Consider the following 15,930-nt stretch of genomic DNA (forward strand, 5'->3'; position numbering starts at 1 on the left):
ATGCAATCTACAGTTGATTGCGACTATATGACTTCCTAACTCTTTGTGGGAAGCTTCTCTCTCATGTAACCAACATTTGTGGTATTCCATGACCGGATCCCCCCAACGCTCCGACTTCAGCCACTTCCACCCCATCCTCACCCGCCCGCAAGACAACGACCTCAACGGTCATATCGCTGGTGCCACGGTGCACGGCTTCTTCGAAACCGCGATCCAGGCGTTTCTCGTCGAACAGGCCGAACTGGACGTGCGCGAAGGTGCGCTGGCCGGCTTTGTGATCAGCTCGGCGGCGGAGTTCTACGCATTGCCTGCCTTCCCCGACGTACTCGAAGTGGGCCTGGGCGTCACCCGCCTGGGTGGCAGCACAGTGGAGTACCGATTGGCGCTGTTCCGTCCCGCAGAGCCGGATGCCTGTGCGGCAGGCACGTTGGTGCAGGTGTTCGTCGAACGCGCCTCTGGCGAGCCGGTGGCACTGCCAGAAGCGTTGCAGATCATCCTCGCAGGCCTGCAGCTCAATCGTTGAGGCGGATGATCCCCTCGCGCACGGCAAACAGCACCAGGCCGGCGACGTCATGAATCTGTAGGCGATGCATGATCTGCGAGCGATGAGCTTCTACGGTCTTCACGCTCAGGCTCAGGCCTTCGGCTATCGAACGGGTGGTTTCACCGCGGGCGATCAGTCGCAGGATTTCCAGCTGGCGGGTGGTCAGCGGTGCAGACAGGCTGGCAGCGGTGCGTTTGCGGCTATGTCTGAGGGCCTGGCCGATGACCATCGGCAAGACGCTCGAGGACAGGTACTGGCCGCCTTGGCGCAGGGTCAGCAGCGCCTGCTCCAACTCGGCCACCGTGGCGTTCTTGAGCAAAAAACCGTGGGCGCCCAGCTGTAGGCAGCTCAACACATGCTCCAGTTCCGAGCGCGGCGAGAGCATCAGCACACGGCTGCTCGGGGCGCGAATGAACAGTTCTTGCAGCGCCTGCTGGCCGTCCAACTCGCCACTCATGTCCAGTACGACCACGTGCGGCTTGAGCTTTTCGGCCAGGGCCACGGCGTTCATCGCATCGCCGGTGTCGGCAACCACGGCATATTGTTTTTTCTGTTCGAGCAGGGCGCGCAGGCCTGCGCGGAACAGCGGCGAGTCATCGGCAAGCAGTATTCGACAAGGCATGGATCAGGGCCTGTTTCGCAAGAGAAGAGGGGCGGCATGCCTGCTCGATCCACAAGCGCCCAGCGGCACGGGGGCGCATTCAGTCCCTGTCTGCCGATCACTGCGGCAGTGCTGCTCATCATAGGCGCGCGAACACCGAGGGCAGTAGTGGCCGCAAGGGTAGGTCGAGGTCGTGGATGCTTTCGCTGTGGCCGATCATCAACAGACCGCCTGGGGTCAGATGCTCGACCACACGCTGCAGCACGTCGAGCTTGTACCGTGGGGCAAAGCTTGAGAGCAGGTTGCGCAGCAAGATCACATCGAAGCGGCCCAGGTGCGCGGGGAACGGCTCGATCAGGTTGATCGTCTCGAACATCACCTGCGCGCGTAAAGCTGGGGCAATGCGCAGGCGTCCGGCCATTTCGCCGACACCGCACAGACAATGCCGGCTCAGCCAGCCTTCGGGAAAATAGCGCGCCTGGCTGACGTCATAGATGCCCGCGCGCGCCTGCTCCAGCAAGGCTGCGTCGCGATCACTGGCAAGCACCTGCCAGCCAGCGCCAGGGTGCTGCTCGGCGGCCACCATGGCCAGGCTCCAGGCTTCTTCGCCGCTCGCGCAGGCGGCGCTCCACAGCCGGGGCGGGTGAGCGAGCTCGGCCAGCCAATGGTTGAGGAACTCGAAGTGACGGTGCTCACGGAAAAAATAACTGTCTCGGGGCACCAGCAGGCCCAGCACGTGCCTGTATTCGCTATCGTCCTGAGCGTTGCTGAGCAGCGCCAGGTAGGCGTCGAAGTCGGACAGTTGATGCAGCTTCAGGCGCTTGTGCAGGCGCGCCGCGACCACAGCGCGACGGTCATCGGCCAAGTGCACGCCGCTGGCCTGTTCGACCAGTAGACGGATCTGTTGGTAGTTGGCTTGATCGAGCAGTGGCGGGCGGGAGCGACTGGGCATGGTTCAGCTGGCCCAGGTCGTGATCTGACCTATGGTATCGACGATGATCGTGCGCATTCCCCGCGTCCTGTGCGTAATTATTCAATAGGGGATGATAGCTAGTGGCACCTTGCCTCCATATCGGGGCCACCCTTAATCCTGTTGTGCGCGGGACAAATGAAAAGGCCCCGCCGATAGGAGCGGGGCCTTAGGTGCCTGGCTTAGGGTTGCACGCCTGAGCGTTCAGGCATCAGTGACGCCAGTGGCGCTTGTGTTTGTTCTTGCGATGGCCGTAGTGGTGGCCGCGGTCGTAGTGGCGACGGTCGTCGTCGTAGCCACGGCGATAGCGGCGTTCATGGCGCTCGTCTTCATCGGCCTTGTTGCCCATGTAGTTACCCAGGGCGCCACCTGCGCCGCCGCCAGCGGCTGCACCGATGTAGCTACCGTTGGTGCCGCCGACGCTGCGGCCGAGCACGTTACCGCCAGCCGCGCCCAGGGCGCCGCCGATTGCCGCTTCGCCGCGCTGGCGTTTGTCGGCACCGACTGCACTACCGGCCGCACCGCCCAGGCCTGCGCCGATGGCGCCGCCGGTGCTGCCACCGATTTGCTGGCCGACCACTGAGCCGAGTACCCCACCCAATGCGCCGCCAATACCGGCTTCGGTGGTGCCGCCCGCCATGGCAACGCCGCTGAGCAGGCCAAGAGACAACAACAGAATCGAGGAGTACTTCTTCATCAAGAGAGCCTCATAGGGATGACGAGGGCGAATTTGAGGCTAGGCAGGGCGTCTGGCAATCGAAATCCGACGAGTAGCACGAGTTGTACACAATTCTTTAAGTTACTGTTTTTTCGGTGAAACTTTCTCGATTTTCGGCGGTCATAGGTTACTTGAGACAAAGCCCTGGCCATTGCGGACAGGGCTTTTTTTTGGCTTCTACGCCCGGGTGAGGCTTAGATGATGCGGCCGCTATCGCTAGCGCGCTCAAGCTTGATGGCGACGAATTTCGAGGTCGGCGTATGGCTGCCGTCGCCGATGCTCTCCAGCGGCACCAGTGGGTTCACTTCTGGATAGTAAGCCGCTGCCTGACCTGCCGGGATGTCATAGGCCAACAGTGTAAAGCCCTGCACCCGACGTTCAAGCCCATCGTCCCACAGCGAGACGATATCCACCTTCTGCCCTGGCGCAAAGCCAAGACGAATGATGTCGGCCTCATTGACGAACAGCACATCGCGCTGCGCTTTGACGCCGCGATAGCGATCGTCCAAGCCATAGATGGTGGTGTTGTACTGATCATGCGAGCGCATCGATTGCATGATCAGGTCCGGTAGCTGGCCGCTGGCGCGCACGCGTGGGTCGAGCAAGCTGTCGGGCAACAGGTTGGCCTTGAAGTTGGCGCGCTTGGTCGCGGTTTGCCATTGGCGGCTGCCGGCGCTGTTGCCCAGGTAGAAACCACCAGGATGGCGCAGGCGTTGGTTGAAATCGGCAAAGCCTGGAATGGTGTCGGCGATCAGCTCGCGAATGCGGTCGTAGTCGGCTACCAACCAGTTCCAGTCGACCGGCTGCTTGCCCAGCGTGGCGGCAGCGATACCAGCGACCACCGAAGGCTCCGAGCGCATTTGCTTTGACAGCGGGTGCAGTTGGCCATTGGAGGCATGCACCATGCTGAACGAATCTTCCACCGTCACCGCTTGCGGGCCTTCGGCTTGCAGGTCGATATCGGTACGCCCCAGGCACGGCAGGATCAGTGCCTGCTTGCCATGGACCAAATGGCTGCGGTTGAGCTTGGTGCTGATGTGCACGGTCAGCTCGCAATTGCGCAGGGCACGAGCCGTACGCTCGCTGTCCGGGGTCGCCTGGGCGAAGTTACCGCCCAGGCCGATGAAGACCTTGGCCCGACCTTCGAGCATGGCGTGGATCGCCTCGACCGTGTTGTGGCCGTTGTGGCGCGGCACGGCGAAGTCGAAGCGCTTTTGCAGGGCGTCGAGCAGCAATGCCGGTGGCCGCTCGTTGATGCCCATGGTGCGGTCGCCCTGCACGTTGCTGTGGCCACGCACCGGGCACAAACCTGCACCTGGCAGGCCAATGTTGCCGCGCAGCAGCATCAGGTTGACGATTTCCTGGATGGTCGGCACCGAGTGACGGTGCTGGGTGATGCCCATCGCCCAGCACATGATCACCCGCTTGCCTTTGCAGTACATGCGCGCCGCTTGTTCGATCTCGTCCAAGGTCAGGCCAGATTGGGCCTGCAATTGCTCCCAGGGGGTGGCATCGACCACGGCCAGGTATTCATTGATGCCGTGGCCATGCTCAGCGATGAACACATGATCGAAGATCGCTGGCTCACCCTTGGCCTGGGCCTCGCGTTCCCACTGCAAGAGGAACTTGGCCATGCCGCGCAGCAATGCCATGTCGCCACCCAGGGCTGGGCGGAAATAGGCGGTATTGGTCGGCCGGTCGCTGTTGGTGAGCATCTCCAACGGGTTCTGCGGGTGCTGGAAGCGCTCCAGGCCACGCTCCTTGAGCGGGTTGACGCAAACCACCTGGGCACCGCGTTTTACCGCATCGCGCAGCGGATCGAGCATGCGCGGGTGGTTGGTACCCGGGTTCTGGCCCCAGACGAAGATCGCGTCGGCGTGCTCGAAATCATCGAACGTCACCGTGCCTTTGCCGACCCCGACGCTTTGGCCCAAGGCGACCCCGCTGGCCTCGTGACACATGTTCGAGCAGTCAGGGAAGTTGTTGGTGCCATAGGCACGGACGAACAGCTGATAGAGGAACGCCGCCTCATTGCTGGCCCGGCCGGAGGTGTAGAACTCAGCTTGGTCGGGGTTGGCCAAGTTGTTCAGATGGCGGGCGATCAAGGCGAACGCGCTGTCCCAGTCGATCGGCTGGTAGCGGTCGCTGGCTGGGTCATAGACCATCGGCTCGGTGAGCCTGCCCTGGTACTCCAGCCAGTAGTCGCTCTGCTCGAGCAACGAAGTGACGCTATGCCGGGCGAAGAACGCGGCATCGACGCGGCGCTTGGTGGCTTCCCAGTTGACTGCCTTGGCGCCGTTCTCGCAGAACTTGACCATGCCGCTTTCCGGCGAGTCGCCCCAGGCGCAGCCCGGGCAGTCGAAGCCGCCGTTCTGGTTGGTCTTGAGCAGCGCGCGGATGTTCTTCAGCGCGTTGTCGCTGGCGACCCAGGCCTTGGCCACGCTGCGCAAGGCGCCCCAGCCTCCGGCGGCGCCGTGGTAGGGCTTGTAGCGGGGAGTGATTTGTTCTTGTGGGAGTTGCTGATGCGAGGTCACGTCTACGACTACTCCGCCACAGGGCTGAACACCCGTGGTGCACTGTGTTTAGGCAGGTGAATAAGATTGAGGTTGTGCTTGCGCGCCCATTGCAGGGCAAGACCGGTGGGCGCCGACAGGCTGACCAGGGTTTGAATGCCCGCGCGCAGGACCTTCTGGATCAACTCCAGGCTGCAGCGGCTGGTAACGATGGCCAGGCCGCCGCGGGTATCGATCTGCTGGCGCAGCAGGGCGCCGATCAGCTTGTCCAGGGCGTTGTGCCGGCCGATGTCCTCACGGCCCATCAACAGCTCGCCGTTGCTGTCCATGTACAGCGCGGCGTGCACCGCGCCGCAGTGCTGGCCCAGCGGCTGGAACTGGTCGATGCGTTGCCGCAGGTCCTTCAGCCAATGGGCGGGTGGCAGCGGCGCCCCAGGCAGTTTGTCGAGCTCTGGCAGCGCCTGCTCCAAGGCTTCGACACCGCACAGGCCGCAGCCGCTGGTGCCGGCCAACTGGCGGCGTTGGTTCTTCAGGTTCCAGAAGGCGCGGCTGGAGATCTCCAGGTCGGCATACAACGCCGAGCCTGAGCCTGAGAACTTCATGTCATAGATTTCCGCCGTGCCCTCGACGATCCCGCTGCCGACGCTGAAGCCGACCGCAAAGTCTTCCATATCGGTAGGGCTGACCAGCATCACGGCCTGATTGAGACCGTTATAGGCGATGGCCAAGGCGACTTCCTCGGCGAGCGGCGTGCTGGCGCGCGCGTCATCGCTGAGTTGGAGATAGTCGTAGGTATTGCTGGCGGCAGGCAGGGACAAAGGCGTGGACGCCGAGCAGACCGGAGGTTTGCTGTTCATCAGGGCGGATCACTGGCAGCTTTTTACCAGCACAAGCCTAGGCCCGTGGGCTGGCGCCGTCTAATCGCTAGGGTCTATGCCTTGATAGAGCGCGTCGATGGGTCGCAGCAGGGCGAGGTTGGCAAACCTGGCCTAGACTCGTGCTTCCGAGGATTCATCAACAAGGAGCGCGTCATGAGCCTGTTCAGTTTCGTCAAGGAAGCCGGCGAGAAGTTGATCGACCTGCTGTCCCCTGGCAATGCCAATGCCGATGAGCAACTCAAAGAGCATGTAAGCAAGGTCGGCCTGGGTAATCCGAACATCACCGCCACTGTAGAGGGCGACAAGATCATCCTCAAGGGCGAGGTGGCCAGCCAGGAGGAGAAAGAAAAGATCATTCTCGCAGCGGGCAACATAAGTGGTGTGGCCAGCGTCGATGACCAGATCACCGTGACCGGACCGATCGCCCAGGCGGCGAAATTCGTCACGGTCGAGAAGGGCGACACCCTGAGCGCTATTTCCAAACGGGTGTATGGCGACCCGAACAAGTACCAGAAGATCTTCGAGGCCAACAAGCCGCTGCTGTCGCATCCGGACAAAATTTATCCAGGGCAGGTGCTGCGGATTCCGGATTGAAGGCTATTCATCGTTTGTTTTAACCCCTTCGCGGGGGCCCAGCAGTTCTGTAGGACGGGGTTACCCGCGAAGAGGCCAGGGCGATCAAGCTCTATGTACGGGCAAGGACTGCGCCCTTGTTCGCGGGCAAACCCGCTCCCACAGGATCCTGTGCAATCCATGAGTGTTTGTTTCGCTTACTCGATCCCCACCAGCAATTCCCGATAATCCTCAACCGCTGCGAACTCCTGGGTATCGCGTGGCGCTGCCTTGCTGTCCGGCTGGCGCACCGCCAGCAGATGCCCTACGCCAAAGCGCTGCGCGCTGCGCAGGATCGCCAGGGTGTCGTCGATAAACAGGCTGCGCGCAGGCTCAAAGCCGATATCTGCCTGCAATGCGTCCCAGAAATGAGGGCTCTCCTTAGGATAGCCATAATCATGCGAGCTGATCAGCCGCTCGAAGTACGGCGCTAGTTCGACGCGCTCCAGCTTCAGCGACAGCGAATCGCGATGGGCATTGGTGATCATCACCACCCGCTTGCCCGCCTTGCGCAGGCCGGCCAGGAAGGTGTCGGCGTCCGGTCGCAGGGCGATCAGCTCAGCGATTTCCTGCTTCAATTGGCGAATCGGTAACTTCAGCTCGCGGCTCCAGAAATCCAGGCAGTACCAGTTGAGCGTACCGGCATTACGCTCGAACAGCGGCTGTAGCTCCATTTCCGCCATCGCCCGGCTCACGCCATGCAGCTCGGCGTAGCGCTGGGGCAGATGCTGCAGCCAGAACTGGTTGTCGTAATGCAGGTCGAGCAGGGTGCCATCCATGTCCAGCAGGACGGTATCGATATCGGACCATTGAATTTGCGGCATGGGAAACTCTCGATCAGTCGGCAAGCCACGGTATAGTAACCCGTTCACGCCAAGGAGCCGCCCCATGCGCCAGAAACCCACCGTCCTCAGCCGCGAAATCGTCGCCAGTAGCCGCCTGTTCCGGGTCGAAGCGGTACAGCTGCGCTTCTCCAACGGCACCGAGCGGACCTACGAACGGCTGGTCGGGCGGGGGAATGGCTACGGTGCGGTGATGATCGTGGCGATGCTCGATGCCGAGCATGCGGTGCTGGTCGAAGAATACTGCGGCGGCACCGACGAGTATGAGCTGTCGCTGCCCAAAGGCCTGATCGAACCGGGCGAGGATGTGCTGGCCGCGGCCAACCGCGAACTCAAGGAAGAAGCCGGTTTCGGCGCACGCCAGCTGGAACATCTGACCGAGTTGTCGCTCTCGCCCGGCTACATGAGTCAAAAGATCCAGGTGGTGTTGGCCACCGACCTCTATGAAGAACGCCTGGAAGGCGATGAGCCTGAGCCGATGCGGGTCGACAAGGTCAACTTGCGCGAGCTGTCGGCCTTGGCCATGCATCCGCAATTCACTGAAGGCCGAGCCTTGGCGGCGCTGTACCTGGTGCGTGACATGCTGACTCAACGTGGGCTGCTCAGCGCATGAACGACCAACAGCTGATGCACGAAGTGGTGAAGCTCGCCCTGGTTGCTGGCGAGGCGATCTTGCCGTACTGGCGCGCAGACGTGGCGGTCACCGCCAAAGCCGACGATTCACCGGTCACCGCAGCTGACTTGGCCGCTCACCGGGTCATTGCCGACGGTCTGCAAGCGTTGGCGCCTGAGATCCCGGTGCTGTCCGAGGAAGATTGCGAGATCTCCCTGGCCGAGCGGCAAAGCTGGAGCCGCTGGTGGCTGGTCGATCCGTTGGATGGCACCAAGGAATTCATCGCCGGCAGTGAAGAGTTTACCGTCAACATCGCCCTGATCGACAACGGTGCAGTGGTGTTCGGTGTGGTGGCGATGCCGACCAATGGCCGCTGTTACTTCGGCGGTCGTGAGCTGGGCGCCTGGCGCGTGGATCGAGGCGCTCACGCTGAACGGATCCAGGTGCGCAACACGCCGCCAGCCGATGGCCAGTTCACCGTAGTCGCCAGTCGCCGCCATTCCAGCCCTCAGCAGGAAGCCTTGCTAGCCGGCCTGAGGGGTGCCGTGGGCGAGTTGGCACTGGCCAATATCGGCAGCTCGCTGAAGTTCTGCCTGCTGGCCGAAGGCGCCGCCGATTGCTATCCACGCCTGGCACCGACCTCGCAGTGGGACACTGCGGCCGCCCAGGGCGTGCTGGAAGGGGCAGGCGGCGAGGTGATCGGCCTGGACGCCCAGCCGTTTCGCTATCCACCGCGTGAATCGTTGCTCAATCCATTTTTCCTCGCCCTGCCCAGCGCCGCGCAGTGGCGCCAGGCGTTGATCCAGCTCGCCTCAGCGATGTAGCACGTACTGCCCGCTGAAGTTGACCGCGGGCTCGTCGCTGCCACTGTTGCTCACCACCGTTGCCAGCGTCAGGCGGGCGCGGCCACGGCGCTGGTACATCGTCACGAAGCGCTGCCAGGTGCTGTCGTCCGGCGCCTGGCAGCGAGCGACCGCCGCGCCGGTGACCGGCAGTGGATAACTGATCTGCCCCTCTTGAATGACGATGTGCCCATCGTCGATGCCGGCCTCGCGCAAGCGCAGGTGTAGCCAGCCCCAGCCCACCAGCACCGCCGCGCAGTACAGGCTGCCGCCGAACATGGTGCTCTTGTGGTTGACGTTGGCTTGCAGCGGCAGTTGCAGCTGCAAGCAGTGGTCTTGCCAGCTGAGCACTTTCAGGCCCATTTCGCGGGTCAGCGGGATGTCGCTGTGCAACACCCCTTGCAGGTATTGGCTGTCGCTGCTCATGGGCGGTTGTCCTCGTGGTCGTCAGGCCCGCTGCCATTGCTGTCGGCGAAGCTCAGGCCGTGCTTGCGCAGTTTGTCGTGCAGGGTTTTACGGGGGATGCCCAGCGCTTCGGCGAGGCTGCGCATGGAGCTGTGTGGCTGGGTCAGCTCAGCGGCGATCAGCGAGCGCTCGAACTGCTCGACCTGTTCGCTGAGGTTGCCGCTGAGCACGGGCGCAGTCACCTGCGGGGCAGCCGCCACCTGACCATCGAGCGCAAGCTCCAGGCCCAAGGCGAAGCGTTCGGCGGCGTTTTGCAGCTCACGCACGTTGCCTGGCCAGTCGTGGCGCAGCAGCACCGCCCGTTGCGCCGGTTGCAGGGTGTGCGGCGCCAGGCCGTGGCGCTGGCTGGCGGCATCGGCGAAATGCTGGAACAGCACCAGGATGTCGTCGCCGCGTTCGCGCAGGGCCGGAATGCGCAGCGGGGCCACGTTCAGGCGGTAGTACAAGTCGGCGCGAAAACGCCCTTGATCGGCGGCCTGGCGCAGGTCTTCCTTGGTCGCGGCGATGATGCGGATATCCAGCGGGATCAGCTGATTGCCACCCAGGCGCTCGACTACCCGCTCCTGCAACAGGCGCAGCAGCTTGACCTGCACGTCCAGGCTCATGCTCTCGATCTCGTCGAGGAACAAGGTGCCGCCGTTGGCGAATTCGAACTTGCCGATGCGGCGCTTCTGCGCGCCGGTGAAGGCGCCGGGCTCATGGCCGAACAGCTCGCTCTCGACCACCGATTCGGCCAGGGCACCGGCGTTGATCGCCACGAACGGGCCGTCACGGCGGCTGGACAGGTCGTGCAGGGCACGGGCCACCACTTCCTTGCCGGCGCCGGTTTCGCCGAGGATCAGCACGTCGGCGCGGGTTGCGGCCAGGGCACCGATCTGCTCGCGCAGACGCTGCATGGCCGGCGACTGGCCGACCAGGCGGGTGGACAGCTCGTGGCGGTCGCTCAAGGCCAGGCGCAGGCTGCGGTTGTCCAGCACCAGCCGACGCAGGGCCAGGGCACGGCGTACGCTGTCGAGCAGGGCATCGCTGGCGAAGGGTTTTTCCAGGAAGTCATAGGCCCCCGCGCGCATCGCCTGCACCGCCAGCGGCACGTCGCCGTGACCGGTGATCAGTAACACCGGCAACTCGTGGTCACGCCCGCGCAGGTGCTCCAGCAGTTGCAGGCCATCGATGCCGGGCATGCGGATATCGCTGACGACTACGCCGGGCCAGTCCGCCTCGATGCGTTCGGCCAGGCCTTGGGCGTCGGCCAGGGTCACCACCTTGAGCCCGGCCAGGTCCAGCGTCTGGCCCAGCGCCTGGCGCAGGTGTGGGTCGTCGTCGACCAGGATCACCTGGGTACGGCTGTCGATCAATGTCTCGGACGTCATGCCGAGGGGTCCTCCGAAGTGGGCAAGGTCGCGCCAGGCTTGGCGACGCGCATCTGCAACGTGAGCAGGGCGCCACCTTCCGGGTGGTTGCCGAGCAGCAGTTCGCCGCCGAGGGTGCGCATCAGGCTTTCGCAGATGGCCAGCCCCAGGCCCAAGCCCTGGGTACGGGTCTTGGTGGTGAAGAACGGCTCTTTGGCGTGCTCCAGGGCTTGGCGGGTAAAGCCAGGGCCATTGTCGCGAATGTACAGGTAGACGTACTCATCGCGCCGTTCGGCACTCAGCCACAGCCGGCGCGGGTTGGCTTTTTCGGTGAGCGCGTCGAGGGCGTTGGCCAGCAGGTTGCCGAGCACCTGGCGCAGGCGGGTTTCGCCGGCCTGGACCCACAGCGGCGCATCGGGCAAGTCGCGGATCAGCTCCACCGCCATCGCTCGGCGACGCTTGGCCAGCAGGGCCAGAGCGTCATCCAGGGCTGGCTGCAAGGCCACGCTCTCGGGGGCATGGCGGTCGCGGCGGGCGAAGGCGCGCAGGTGGGCGATGATCGAGGCCATGCGTCCGGTCAGCTCACCGATCAGCTTGAGGTTGCCGCGCGCCTCTTCGGTGCGCTCGTGGTCAAGCAGGATCTCAGCGTTTTCGGCATAGCTGCGGATCGCCGCCAGCGGCTGGTTGAGTTCGTGGCTGATGCTCGCCGACATGGTGCCGAGCACCGACAGCTTGCCCGCCTGGACCAGTTCGTCCTGGGCGCGCACCAGCTCCTGCTGGGCATTTTCGCGTTCCAACACGGCGCTCTTGAGCCGGGTATTGAGCCCTTCGAGGTCGGCGGTACGCTCGGCCACACGCTTTTCCAACTGCTGGCGGCCCCGGGCTTCGAAATCGATCCGGTCGATGTAGTGGCGCCGCCGCTGCATCACCAGACCCGTCAGCAGAATCAGTACCAACAACGCGCCGCCACCGATGGCCATGACCGTCTGCACCGAGCGATCGATGAGGATGTGAGGCGCGAGGATGCTCACCTGCCAACCGGTTTCCTTGATGTCGCGGGTCTGGATCAGCCAGGCATCCGGATTGAGGTTCAACGGCTGTGGGGCCTGGGTCGGGTAAGGCTGGATGGCGAGCATGGCGGCCCGTTCGGCGTCGGTCAGGGCGCGGGTGGCACGGAAGCGCCAGTCGGGGCGCGAGGTCAGCACCACCACGCCGTTCTGGTCGGTCAGCAACAGTTGTTCGGGGGTGCGCCCCCACAGCGTTTCGGTGTGGTCCAGGTCGACTTTCACCACCAGCACGCCGATCACCTTGTCGCGATCATGCACGGCGGCTGCGAAGAAGTAACCACGCTTGGCCGAGGTGGTGCCCTGGCCGAAGAAGCGCCCCAGGCGGCCCTCCATCGCTTCGATGAAGTACGGGCGGAAGGCGAAGTTACGGCCCAGGAAGCTGTCGTGCTTGTCCCAGTTGGAGGCGGCCAGGGTGTTGCCGCTGACATCCATCAGGTACATCACCTCGGCGCCGGTCTGCTGGGTGATGCCCTTGAGCAGGCGGTTGGCGTTGGTCACCGCCTCCAGCTTGAACGGATCGGCCAGCACCTGGCGCAGCGCCGGCAGGTCGCCGAGGATCTGCGGCAAGGTCTCGTAGCGGTGCAGGGTGCCGAGCAGGTTGGCCACGTAGAGGTCGAGGGTCTGGCGATTCTGCGAAGCCAGTTCGTCCTGGTAGTAGCGCTCGGCCAGGTGATGCAGCGGCCAGAGCAGCGGTGCCAGGCACACGGCAAGTATCGCCAGGCTGCGCCAGCGGGGGCGCCGAGGTGGGGTGGAAATCTGCATCATCGCCAGTCATGCCAGAAGAGTCTGCGGCAATTATGCGCTACTTGGGGCCTTCCTTGGGCGCTCGCGGATTGTGCGGGTTCAGGTGCTCCGTCGTCTTTACGCACACGCCTCTTGAATATCGCCCGCAGCAGTGGCGATATAAGCGACAAAAAAACCGAGGTCACTTGCACATGCCCCTCAGCACCCTGATTCAACGTTCCAGCCAGCCCAGTCCTTCGCTGAGCGAAGCCCAGGCGCATGCCTTGCTGAGGGCGCACTACGACCTTGAGGGCAGCCTGCAATCATTGGGTAGCCAGCAGGACCTGAATTTCCGTGTCGACAGCGGTCACGCGCGCTACGTGCTCAAGGTGTGCCATGGCAGCTATGCCGAGGTCGAGTTGCAGGCCCAGCATGCCGCCCTGGCCTACCTGGGTGAGCAGGGGTTGCCGGTGCCGGTGGTGCGTCCCGCGCGCAATGGTTCAGCCTTGCTGGCGCTGGACAGCGAAGGCCAACCGCTGCGCGTGCGCCTGCTCGACTACATCGACGGCCAGCCGTTGACCCGCCTCAAGCACCTGCCAGCCAGGCTGATGGCCGAGCTCGGCGCACTCTGTGCCCGGGTCGACCAGGCCCTGGCCGACTTCGACCATCCGGGGCTTGAGCGCACCTTGCAGTGGGACCCGCGCCATGCCCAGGCACTGATCGCGCATCTGCTGCCAGTGTTGCGTGATGAACCCCGCCGCGAGCAGGTCGCACGGGTGGCGAGTGAGGCCGGGCAAACCTTGGCAACCCTGGTCGATCAACTGCCGACCCAGGCCGTGCATCTGGATATCACCGACGACAACGTGGTCTGGAGCCGCGACGCCCAGCGCCAATGGCAGCTGCAAGGGGTGATCGATTTCGGCGACCTGCTGCGTACCTGGCGCATTGCCGATCTATCGGTGACCTGTGCGGCGTTGCTGCACCATGCCGAGGGCGATCCGCTGCGCATCCTGCCAGCGGTCAGCGCTTATCAGGCGGTCAATCCGCTCAGTGATGCAGAGTTGCGTGCCCTCTGGCCGCTGGTACGGATGCGCGCTGCGGTGTTGGTGCTGAGCAGTGAACAGCAGCTGGCGGTCGATCCGGACAACCAGTACACCCGCGACAACATCGCCCATGAATGGCAAATCTTCGACACCGCCAATGCCGTGCCCGCGGCGCTGATGGAAGCGGCGATTGTGCAAGCCGCCGGTCGCCAACTGCCACCTGTTCAGCTATCGGGCTGCGCGCCTTTGCTGCCGGAGTTGGCAGGTCAGGCGGTGACCAAGGTCGATCTTGGCGTGCTCAGCCCGCATTGCGAGGCGGGTAACTGGGAGCAGGCCGGCTTTGACCAGGCCGTACTGGCCGCGCAGCTCGGCGCTGCGTGCAGCCTGCATGGCCAGTATCGCTTGTCGCAGACCCATATCGATCGGCCCGACGAGCCCGCCACCTGCGCGCTTGGCGTGGAGTTGAAAGTGCCATCTGGCAGTCTGGTGCAAGCGCCGCAGGACGGCATCTGGCAGCGCACTGGCGAGGGTCGTGGACGCTTGCGCACGGCCGATTGGAGCCTGTGGCTCAAGGGCCTGGAAGACACTCCGGCCGATGGCCAGGCGGTGACACAGGGGCAGACGCTGGGTACGGCCTGTGGCTTTTTGAGTGTGCAGCTGTGTCGCGAAGATGCGCTGCAGCCGCCGTTCTTCGCCAAGCCGTCGGCAGCCGCCGCCTGGTTGGCCCTGTGCCCGTCGCCGCAGCCTTTGCTCGGCTTTGCCTGCGATGCCGAGCCATTGCCCGACGCCCAAGCGCTGCTGGCCCGTCGCGACGCCAGCTTTGCCCGTTCGCAGAAGCACTACTATGCCCAGCCGCCGCATATCGAGCGGGGCTGGCGCAACTACCTGATCGACATGCATGGCCGCTCGTACTTGGACATGCTCAATAACGTGGCGGTGCTCGGCCATGGTCACCCGCGTATGGCCGCAGAGTCGGCGCGCCAGTGGTCGCTGCTCAACACCAACTCGCGCTTTCACTACGCGGCCATCGCCGAGTTCTCCGAGCGCCTGCTGGCCCTGGCGCCGCCTGGCTTTGACCGGGTGTTTCTGGTCAACAGCGGCACCGAGGCCAACGACCTGGCAATTCGCCTGGCCTGGGCCTACAGCGGCGGGCGCGACCTGCTCAGCGTGCTGGAGGCCTATCACGGCTGGTCGGTGGCCACCGATGCTATTTCCACCTCCATCGCCGATAACCCGCAAGCGCTGGAAACCCGGCCGGATTGGGTCCACCCGGTCGAGGCGCCGAACACCTTCCGTGGCCGTTATCGCGGGCCGGACAGCGCCGCCGACTACCTGCGTGACGTCGATGCCAAGCTTGCCGACCTCGATGCGCGCGGGCGCCAGCTGGCCGGCATGATCTGCGAGCCGGTGTACGGCAACGCCGGGGGGATCTCGTTGCCGGCAGGTTATCTGCGCGATGCCTACGCCAAGGTGCGCGCCCGTGGCGGGGTGTGCATCGCCGACGAGGTGCAGGTCGGCTACGGTCGGCTGGGCGAGTATTTCTGGGGCTTCGAGGAGCAGGGCGTGGTCCCGGACATCATCACCATGGCCAAGGGCATGGGCAACGGCCAGCCGCTGGGCGCAGTGATCACTCGCCGCGAAATCGCCGAGGCGCTGGAAGCCGAGGGCTACTTCTTCTCCTCCGCAGGCGGCAGCCCCGTCAGTTGCCGGATCGGCCTGGCAGTGCTGGACGTGATGCACGACGAGGGCCTGTGGCAGAACACCCGTGAGGTCGGCGCCTACTTCAAGGCGCGCTTGCAGGCTTTGGTCGATAAACATCCGCTGGCCGGCGCCGCCCATGGGTCGGGTTTCTACCTGGGACTGGAACTGGTACGCGATCGCGACACACTGGAGCCGGCCAGTGAGGAGACCATGATCCTGTGCAATCGCTTGCGCGATCTGGGCATCTTCATGCAGCCAACCGGCGATTACTTGAACATCCTCAAGATCAAACCGCCGATGTGTACCACGCGGGCGAGTGTGGATTACTTCGTCGATTGTGTGGATAAGATCTTGGCTGAAGGTCTCTAACAGCGGGCGAATGGCTCGGTCAAATCGATTCATATCGGTTAGATCGAGCTTTTTATATCTAAACGGTCTCTTTGATCGCT

General features: G+C 63.9%; 14 protein-coding genes. 5 read left to right on the forward strand and 9 right to left on the reverse strand.

The features are described 5' to 3' along the window. The first annotated feature begins 88 nt into the window (after positions 1-88). Complete coding sequence (locus tag OIU19_RS12215) at positions 89-523, forward strand: thioesterase family protein (RefSeq protein WP_264235212.1); 435 nt, start codon at positions 89-91, stop codon at positions 521-523. Here the strand turns inward: OIU19_RS12215 and OIU19_RS12220 are convergent. The 5 genes from OIU19_RS12220 to fdhD form a co-directional block, all read right to left on the reverse strand. Then, a complete protein-coding gene (locus tag OIU19_RS12220) occupies positions 513-1,166 on the reverse strand; it encodes a response regulator transcription factor (protein ID WP_264235213.1) in 654 nt (217 codons plus the stop codon). The genes OIU19_RS12215 and OIU19_RS12220 overlap by 11 nt on opposite strands. 118 nt (positions 1,167-1,284) lie before the next feature. Further along, positions 1,285-2,097 carry a protein-glutamate O-methyltransferase CheR gene (locus OIU19_RS12225; protein WP_264235214.1) on the reverse strand — a complete coding sequence of 271 codons (813 nt, stop codon included), beginning with the start codon at positions 2,095-2,097 and terminating at the stop codon, positions 1,285-1,287. Between the two features lie 229 nt (positions 2,098-2,326). Then, positions 2,327-2,812, reverse strand: a complete 486-nt coding sequence (locus tag OIU19_RS12230) for a glycine zipper domain-containing protein (RefSeq protein ID WP_186552858.1) — start codon at positions 2,810-2,812, stop codon at positions 2,327-2,329. Positions 2,813-3,027: 215 nt separating this feature from the next. Further along, a complete protein-coding gene (locus OIU19_RS12235; protein ID WP_264235215.1) occupies positions 3,028-5,367 on the reverse strand; it encodes an FdhF/YdeP family oxidoreductase in 2,340 nt (779 codons plus the stop codon). Between the two features lie 8 nt (positions 5,368-5,375). Continuing rightward, positions 5,376-6,203, reverse strand: coding sequence for a formate dehydrogenase accessory sulfurtransferase FdhD (fdhD, locus tag OIU19_RS12240; protein ID WP_186552856.1), 828 nt, complete (start codon positions 6,201-6,203; stop codon positions 5,376-5,378). A gap of 174 nt (positions 6,204-6,377) precedes the next feature. On the opposite strand from fdhD, the gene lysM reads away from it, so the two are divergent. Continuing rightward, on the forward strand, positions 6,378-6,818 hold the full coding sequence (gene lysM, locus OIU19_RS12245; protein ID WP_264235216.1) for a peptidoglycan-binding protein LysM: 441 nt from the start codon (positions 6,378-6,380) through the stop codon (positions 6,816-6,818). 176 nt (positions 6,819-6,994) lie between these two features. On the opposite strand, the gene yrfG is transcribed toward lysM, so the two are convergent. After that, positions 6,995-7,660, reverse strand: a complete 666-nt coding sequence (yrfG, locus tag OIU19_RS12250; RefSeq protein WP_264235217.1) for a GMP/IMP nucleotidase — start codon at positions 7,658-7,660, stop codon at positions 6,995-6,997. A gap of 64 nt (positions 7,661-7,724) precedes the next feature. Here yrfG and nudE point away from each other — a divergent pair, with 64 nt between their 5' ends. Beyond that, positions 7,725-8,291: an ADP compounds hydrolase NudE gene (nudE, locus tag OIU19_RS12255; protein ID WP_186552853.1), complete on the forward strand. Its 567-nt coding sequence runs from the start codon at positions 7,725-7,727 to the stop codon at positions 8,289-8,291. Then, a complete protein-coding gene (gene cysQ, locus OIU19_RS12260; protein WP_264235218.1) occupies positions 8,288-9,115 on the forward strand; it encodes a 3'(2'),5'-bisphosphate nucleotidase CysQ in 828 nt (275 codons plus the stop codon). The genes nudE and cysQ overlap by 4 nt, the downstream gene beginning before the upstream one ends. On the opposite strand, the gene OIU19_RS12265 is transcribed toward cysQ, so the two are convergent. From OIU19_RS12265 to OIU19_RS12275, 3 genes are read right to left on the reverse strand one after another with little or no spacing between them, the layout of a single operon-like run. Next, on the reverse strand, positions 9,104-9,559 hold the full coding sequence (locus tag OIU19_RS12265; RefSeq protein ID WP_264235219.1) for a YiiD C-terminal domain-containing protein: 456 nt from the start codon (positions 9,557-9,559) through the stop codon (positions 9,104-9,106). The genes cysQ and OIU19_RS12265 overlap by 12 nt on opposite strands. After that, complete coding sequence (locus OIU19_RS12270; RefSeq protein WP_264235220.1) at positions 9,556-10,968, reverse strand: sigma-54 dependent transcriptional regulator; 1,413 nt, start codon at positions 10,966-10,968, stop codon at positions 9,556-9,558. The genes OIU19_RS12265 and OIU19_RS12270 overlap by 4 nt, the downstream gene beginning before the upstream one ends. Then, positions 10,965-12,779 (reverse strand): ATP-binding protein, encoded by a 1,815-nt coding sequence (locus tag OIU19_RS12275; protein WP_264235221.1) that lies wholly within the window; start codon positions 12,777-12,779, stop codon positions 10,965-10,967. Before OIU19_RS12275 ends, OIU19_RS12270 begins: the two co-directional genes overlap by 4 nt. A 170-nt stretch (positions 12,780-12,949) precedes the next feature. Between OIU19_RS12275 and OIU19_RS12280 the strand changes: the two genes are divergently transcribed. Beyond that, positions 12,950-15,850, forward strand: coding sequence for an aminotransferase (locus OIU19_RS12280; protein ID WP_264235222.1), 2,901 nt, complete (start codon positions 12,950-12,952; stop codon positions 15,848-15,850). Positions 15,851-15,930 lie beyond the last annotated feature (80 nt).

This window comes from Pseudomonas sp. BT-42-2, assembly GCF_025847435.2.
Lineage (GTDB): Bacteria > Pseudomonadota > Gammaproteobacteria > Pseudomonadales > Pseudomonadaceae > Aquipseudomonas > Aquipseudomonas urmiensis.

Bases quoted from the DNA above. Each gene is read 5' to 3' on its own strand.
- nudE (WP_186552853.1), top strand. From the start codon at position 7,725: ATGCGCCAGAAACCCACCGTCCTCAGCCGCGAAATCGTCGCCAGTAGC.
- OIU19_RS12265 (WP_264235219.1), bottom strand. From the start codon at position 9,559: ATGAGCAGCGACAGCCAATACCTGCAAGGGGTGTTGCACAGCGACATC.
- fdhD (WP_186552856.1), bottom strand. From the start codon at position 6,203: ATGAACAGCAAACCTCCGGTCTGCTCGGCGTCCACGCCTTTGTCCCTG.
- lysM (WP_264235216.1), top strand. From the start codon at position 6,378: ATGAGCCTGTTCAGTTTCGTCAAGGAAGCCGGCGAGAAGTTGATCGAC.
- OIU19_RS12220 (WP_264235213.1), bottom strand. From the start codon at position 1,166: ATGCCTTGTCGAATACTGCTTGCCGATGACTCGCCGCTGTTCCGCGCA.
- OIU19_RS12275 (WP_264235221.1), bottom strand. From the start codon at position 12,779: ATGATGCAGATTTCCACCCCACCTCGGCGCCCCCGCTGGCGCAGCCTG.
- OIU19_RS12230 (WP_186552858.1), bottom strand. From the start codon at position 2,812: ATGAAGAAGTACTCCTCGATTCTGTTGTTGTCTCTTGGCCTGCTCAGC.
- OIU19_RS12280 (WP_264235222.1), top strand. From the start codon at position 12,950: ATGCCCCTCAGCACCCTGATTCAACGTTCCAGCCAGCCCAGTCCTTCG.
- OIU19_RS12215 (WP_264235212.1), top strand. From the start codon at position 89: ATGACCGGATCCCCCCAACGCTCCGACTTCAGCCACTTCCACCCCATC.
- cysQ (WP_264235218.1), top strand. From the start codon at position 8,288: ATGAACGACCAACAGCTGATGCACGAAGTGGTGAAGCTCGCCCTGGTT.
- yrfG (WP_264235217.1), bottom strand. From the start codon at position 7,660: ATGCCGCAAATTCAATGGTCCGATATCGATACCGTCCTGCTGGACATG.
- OIU19_RS12270 (WP_264235220.1), bottom strand. From the start codon at position 10,968: ATGACGTCCGAGACATTGATCGACAGCCGTACCCAGGTGATCCTGGTC.
- OIU19_RS12225 (WP_264235214.1), bottom strand. From the start codon at position 2,097: ATGCCCAGTCGCTCCCGCCCGCCACTGCTCGATCAAGCCAACTACCAA.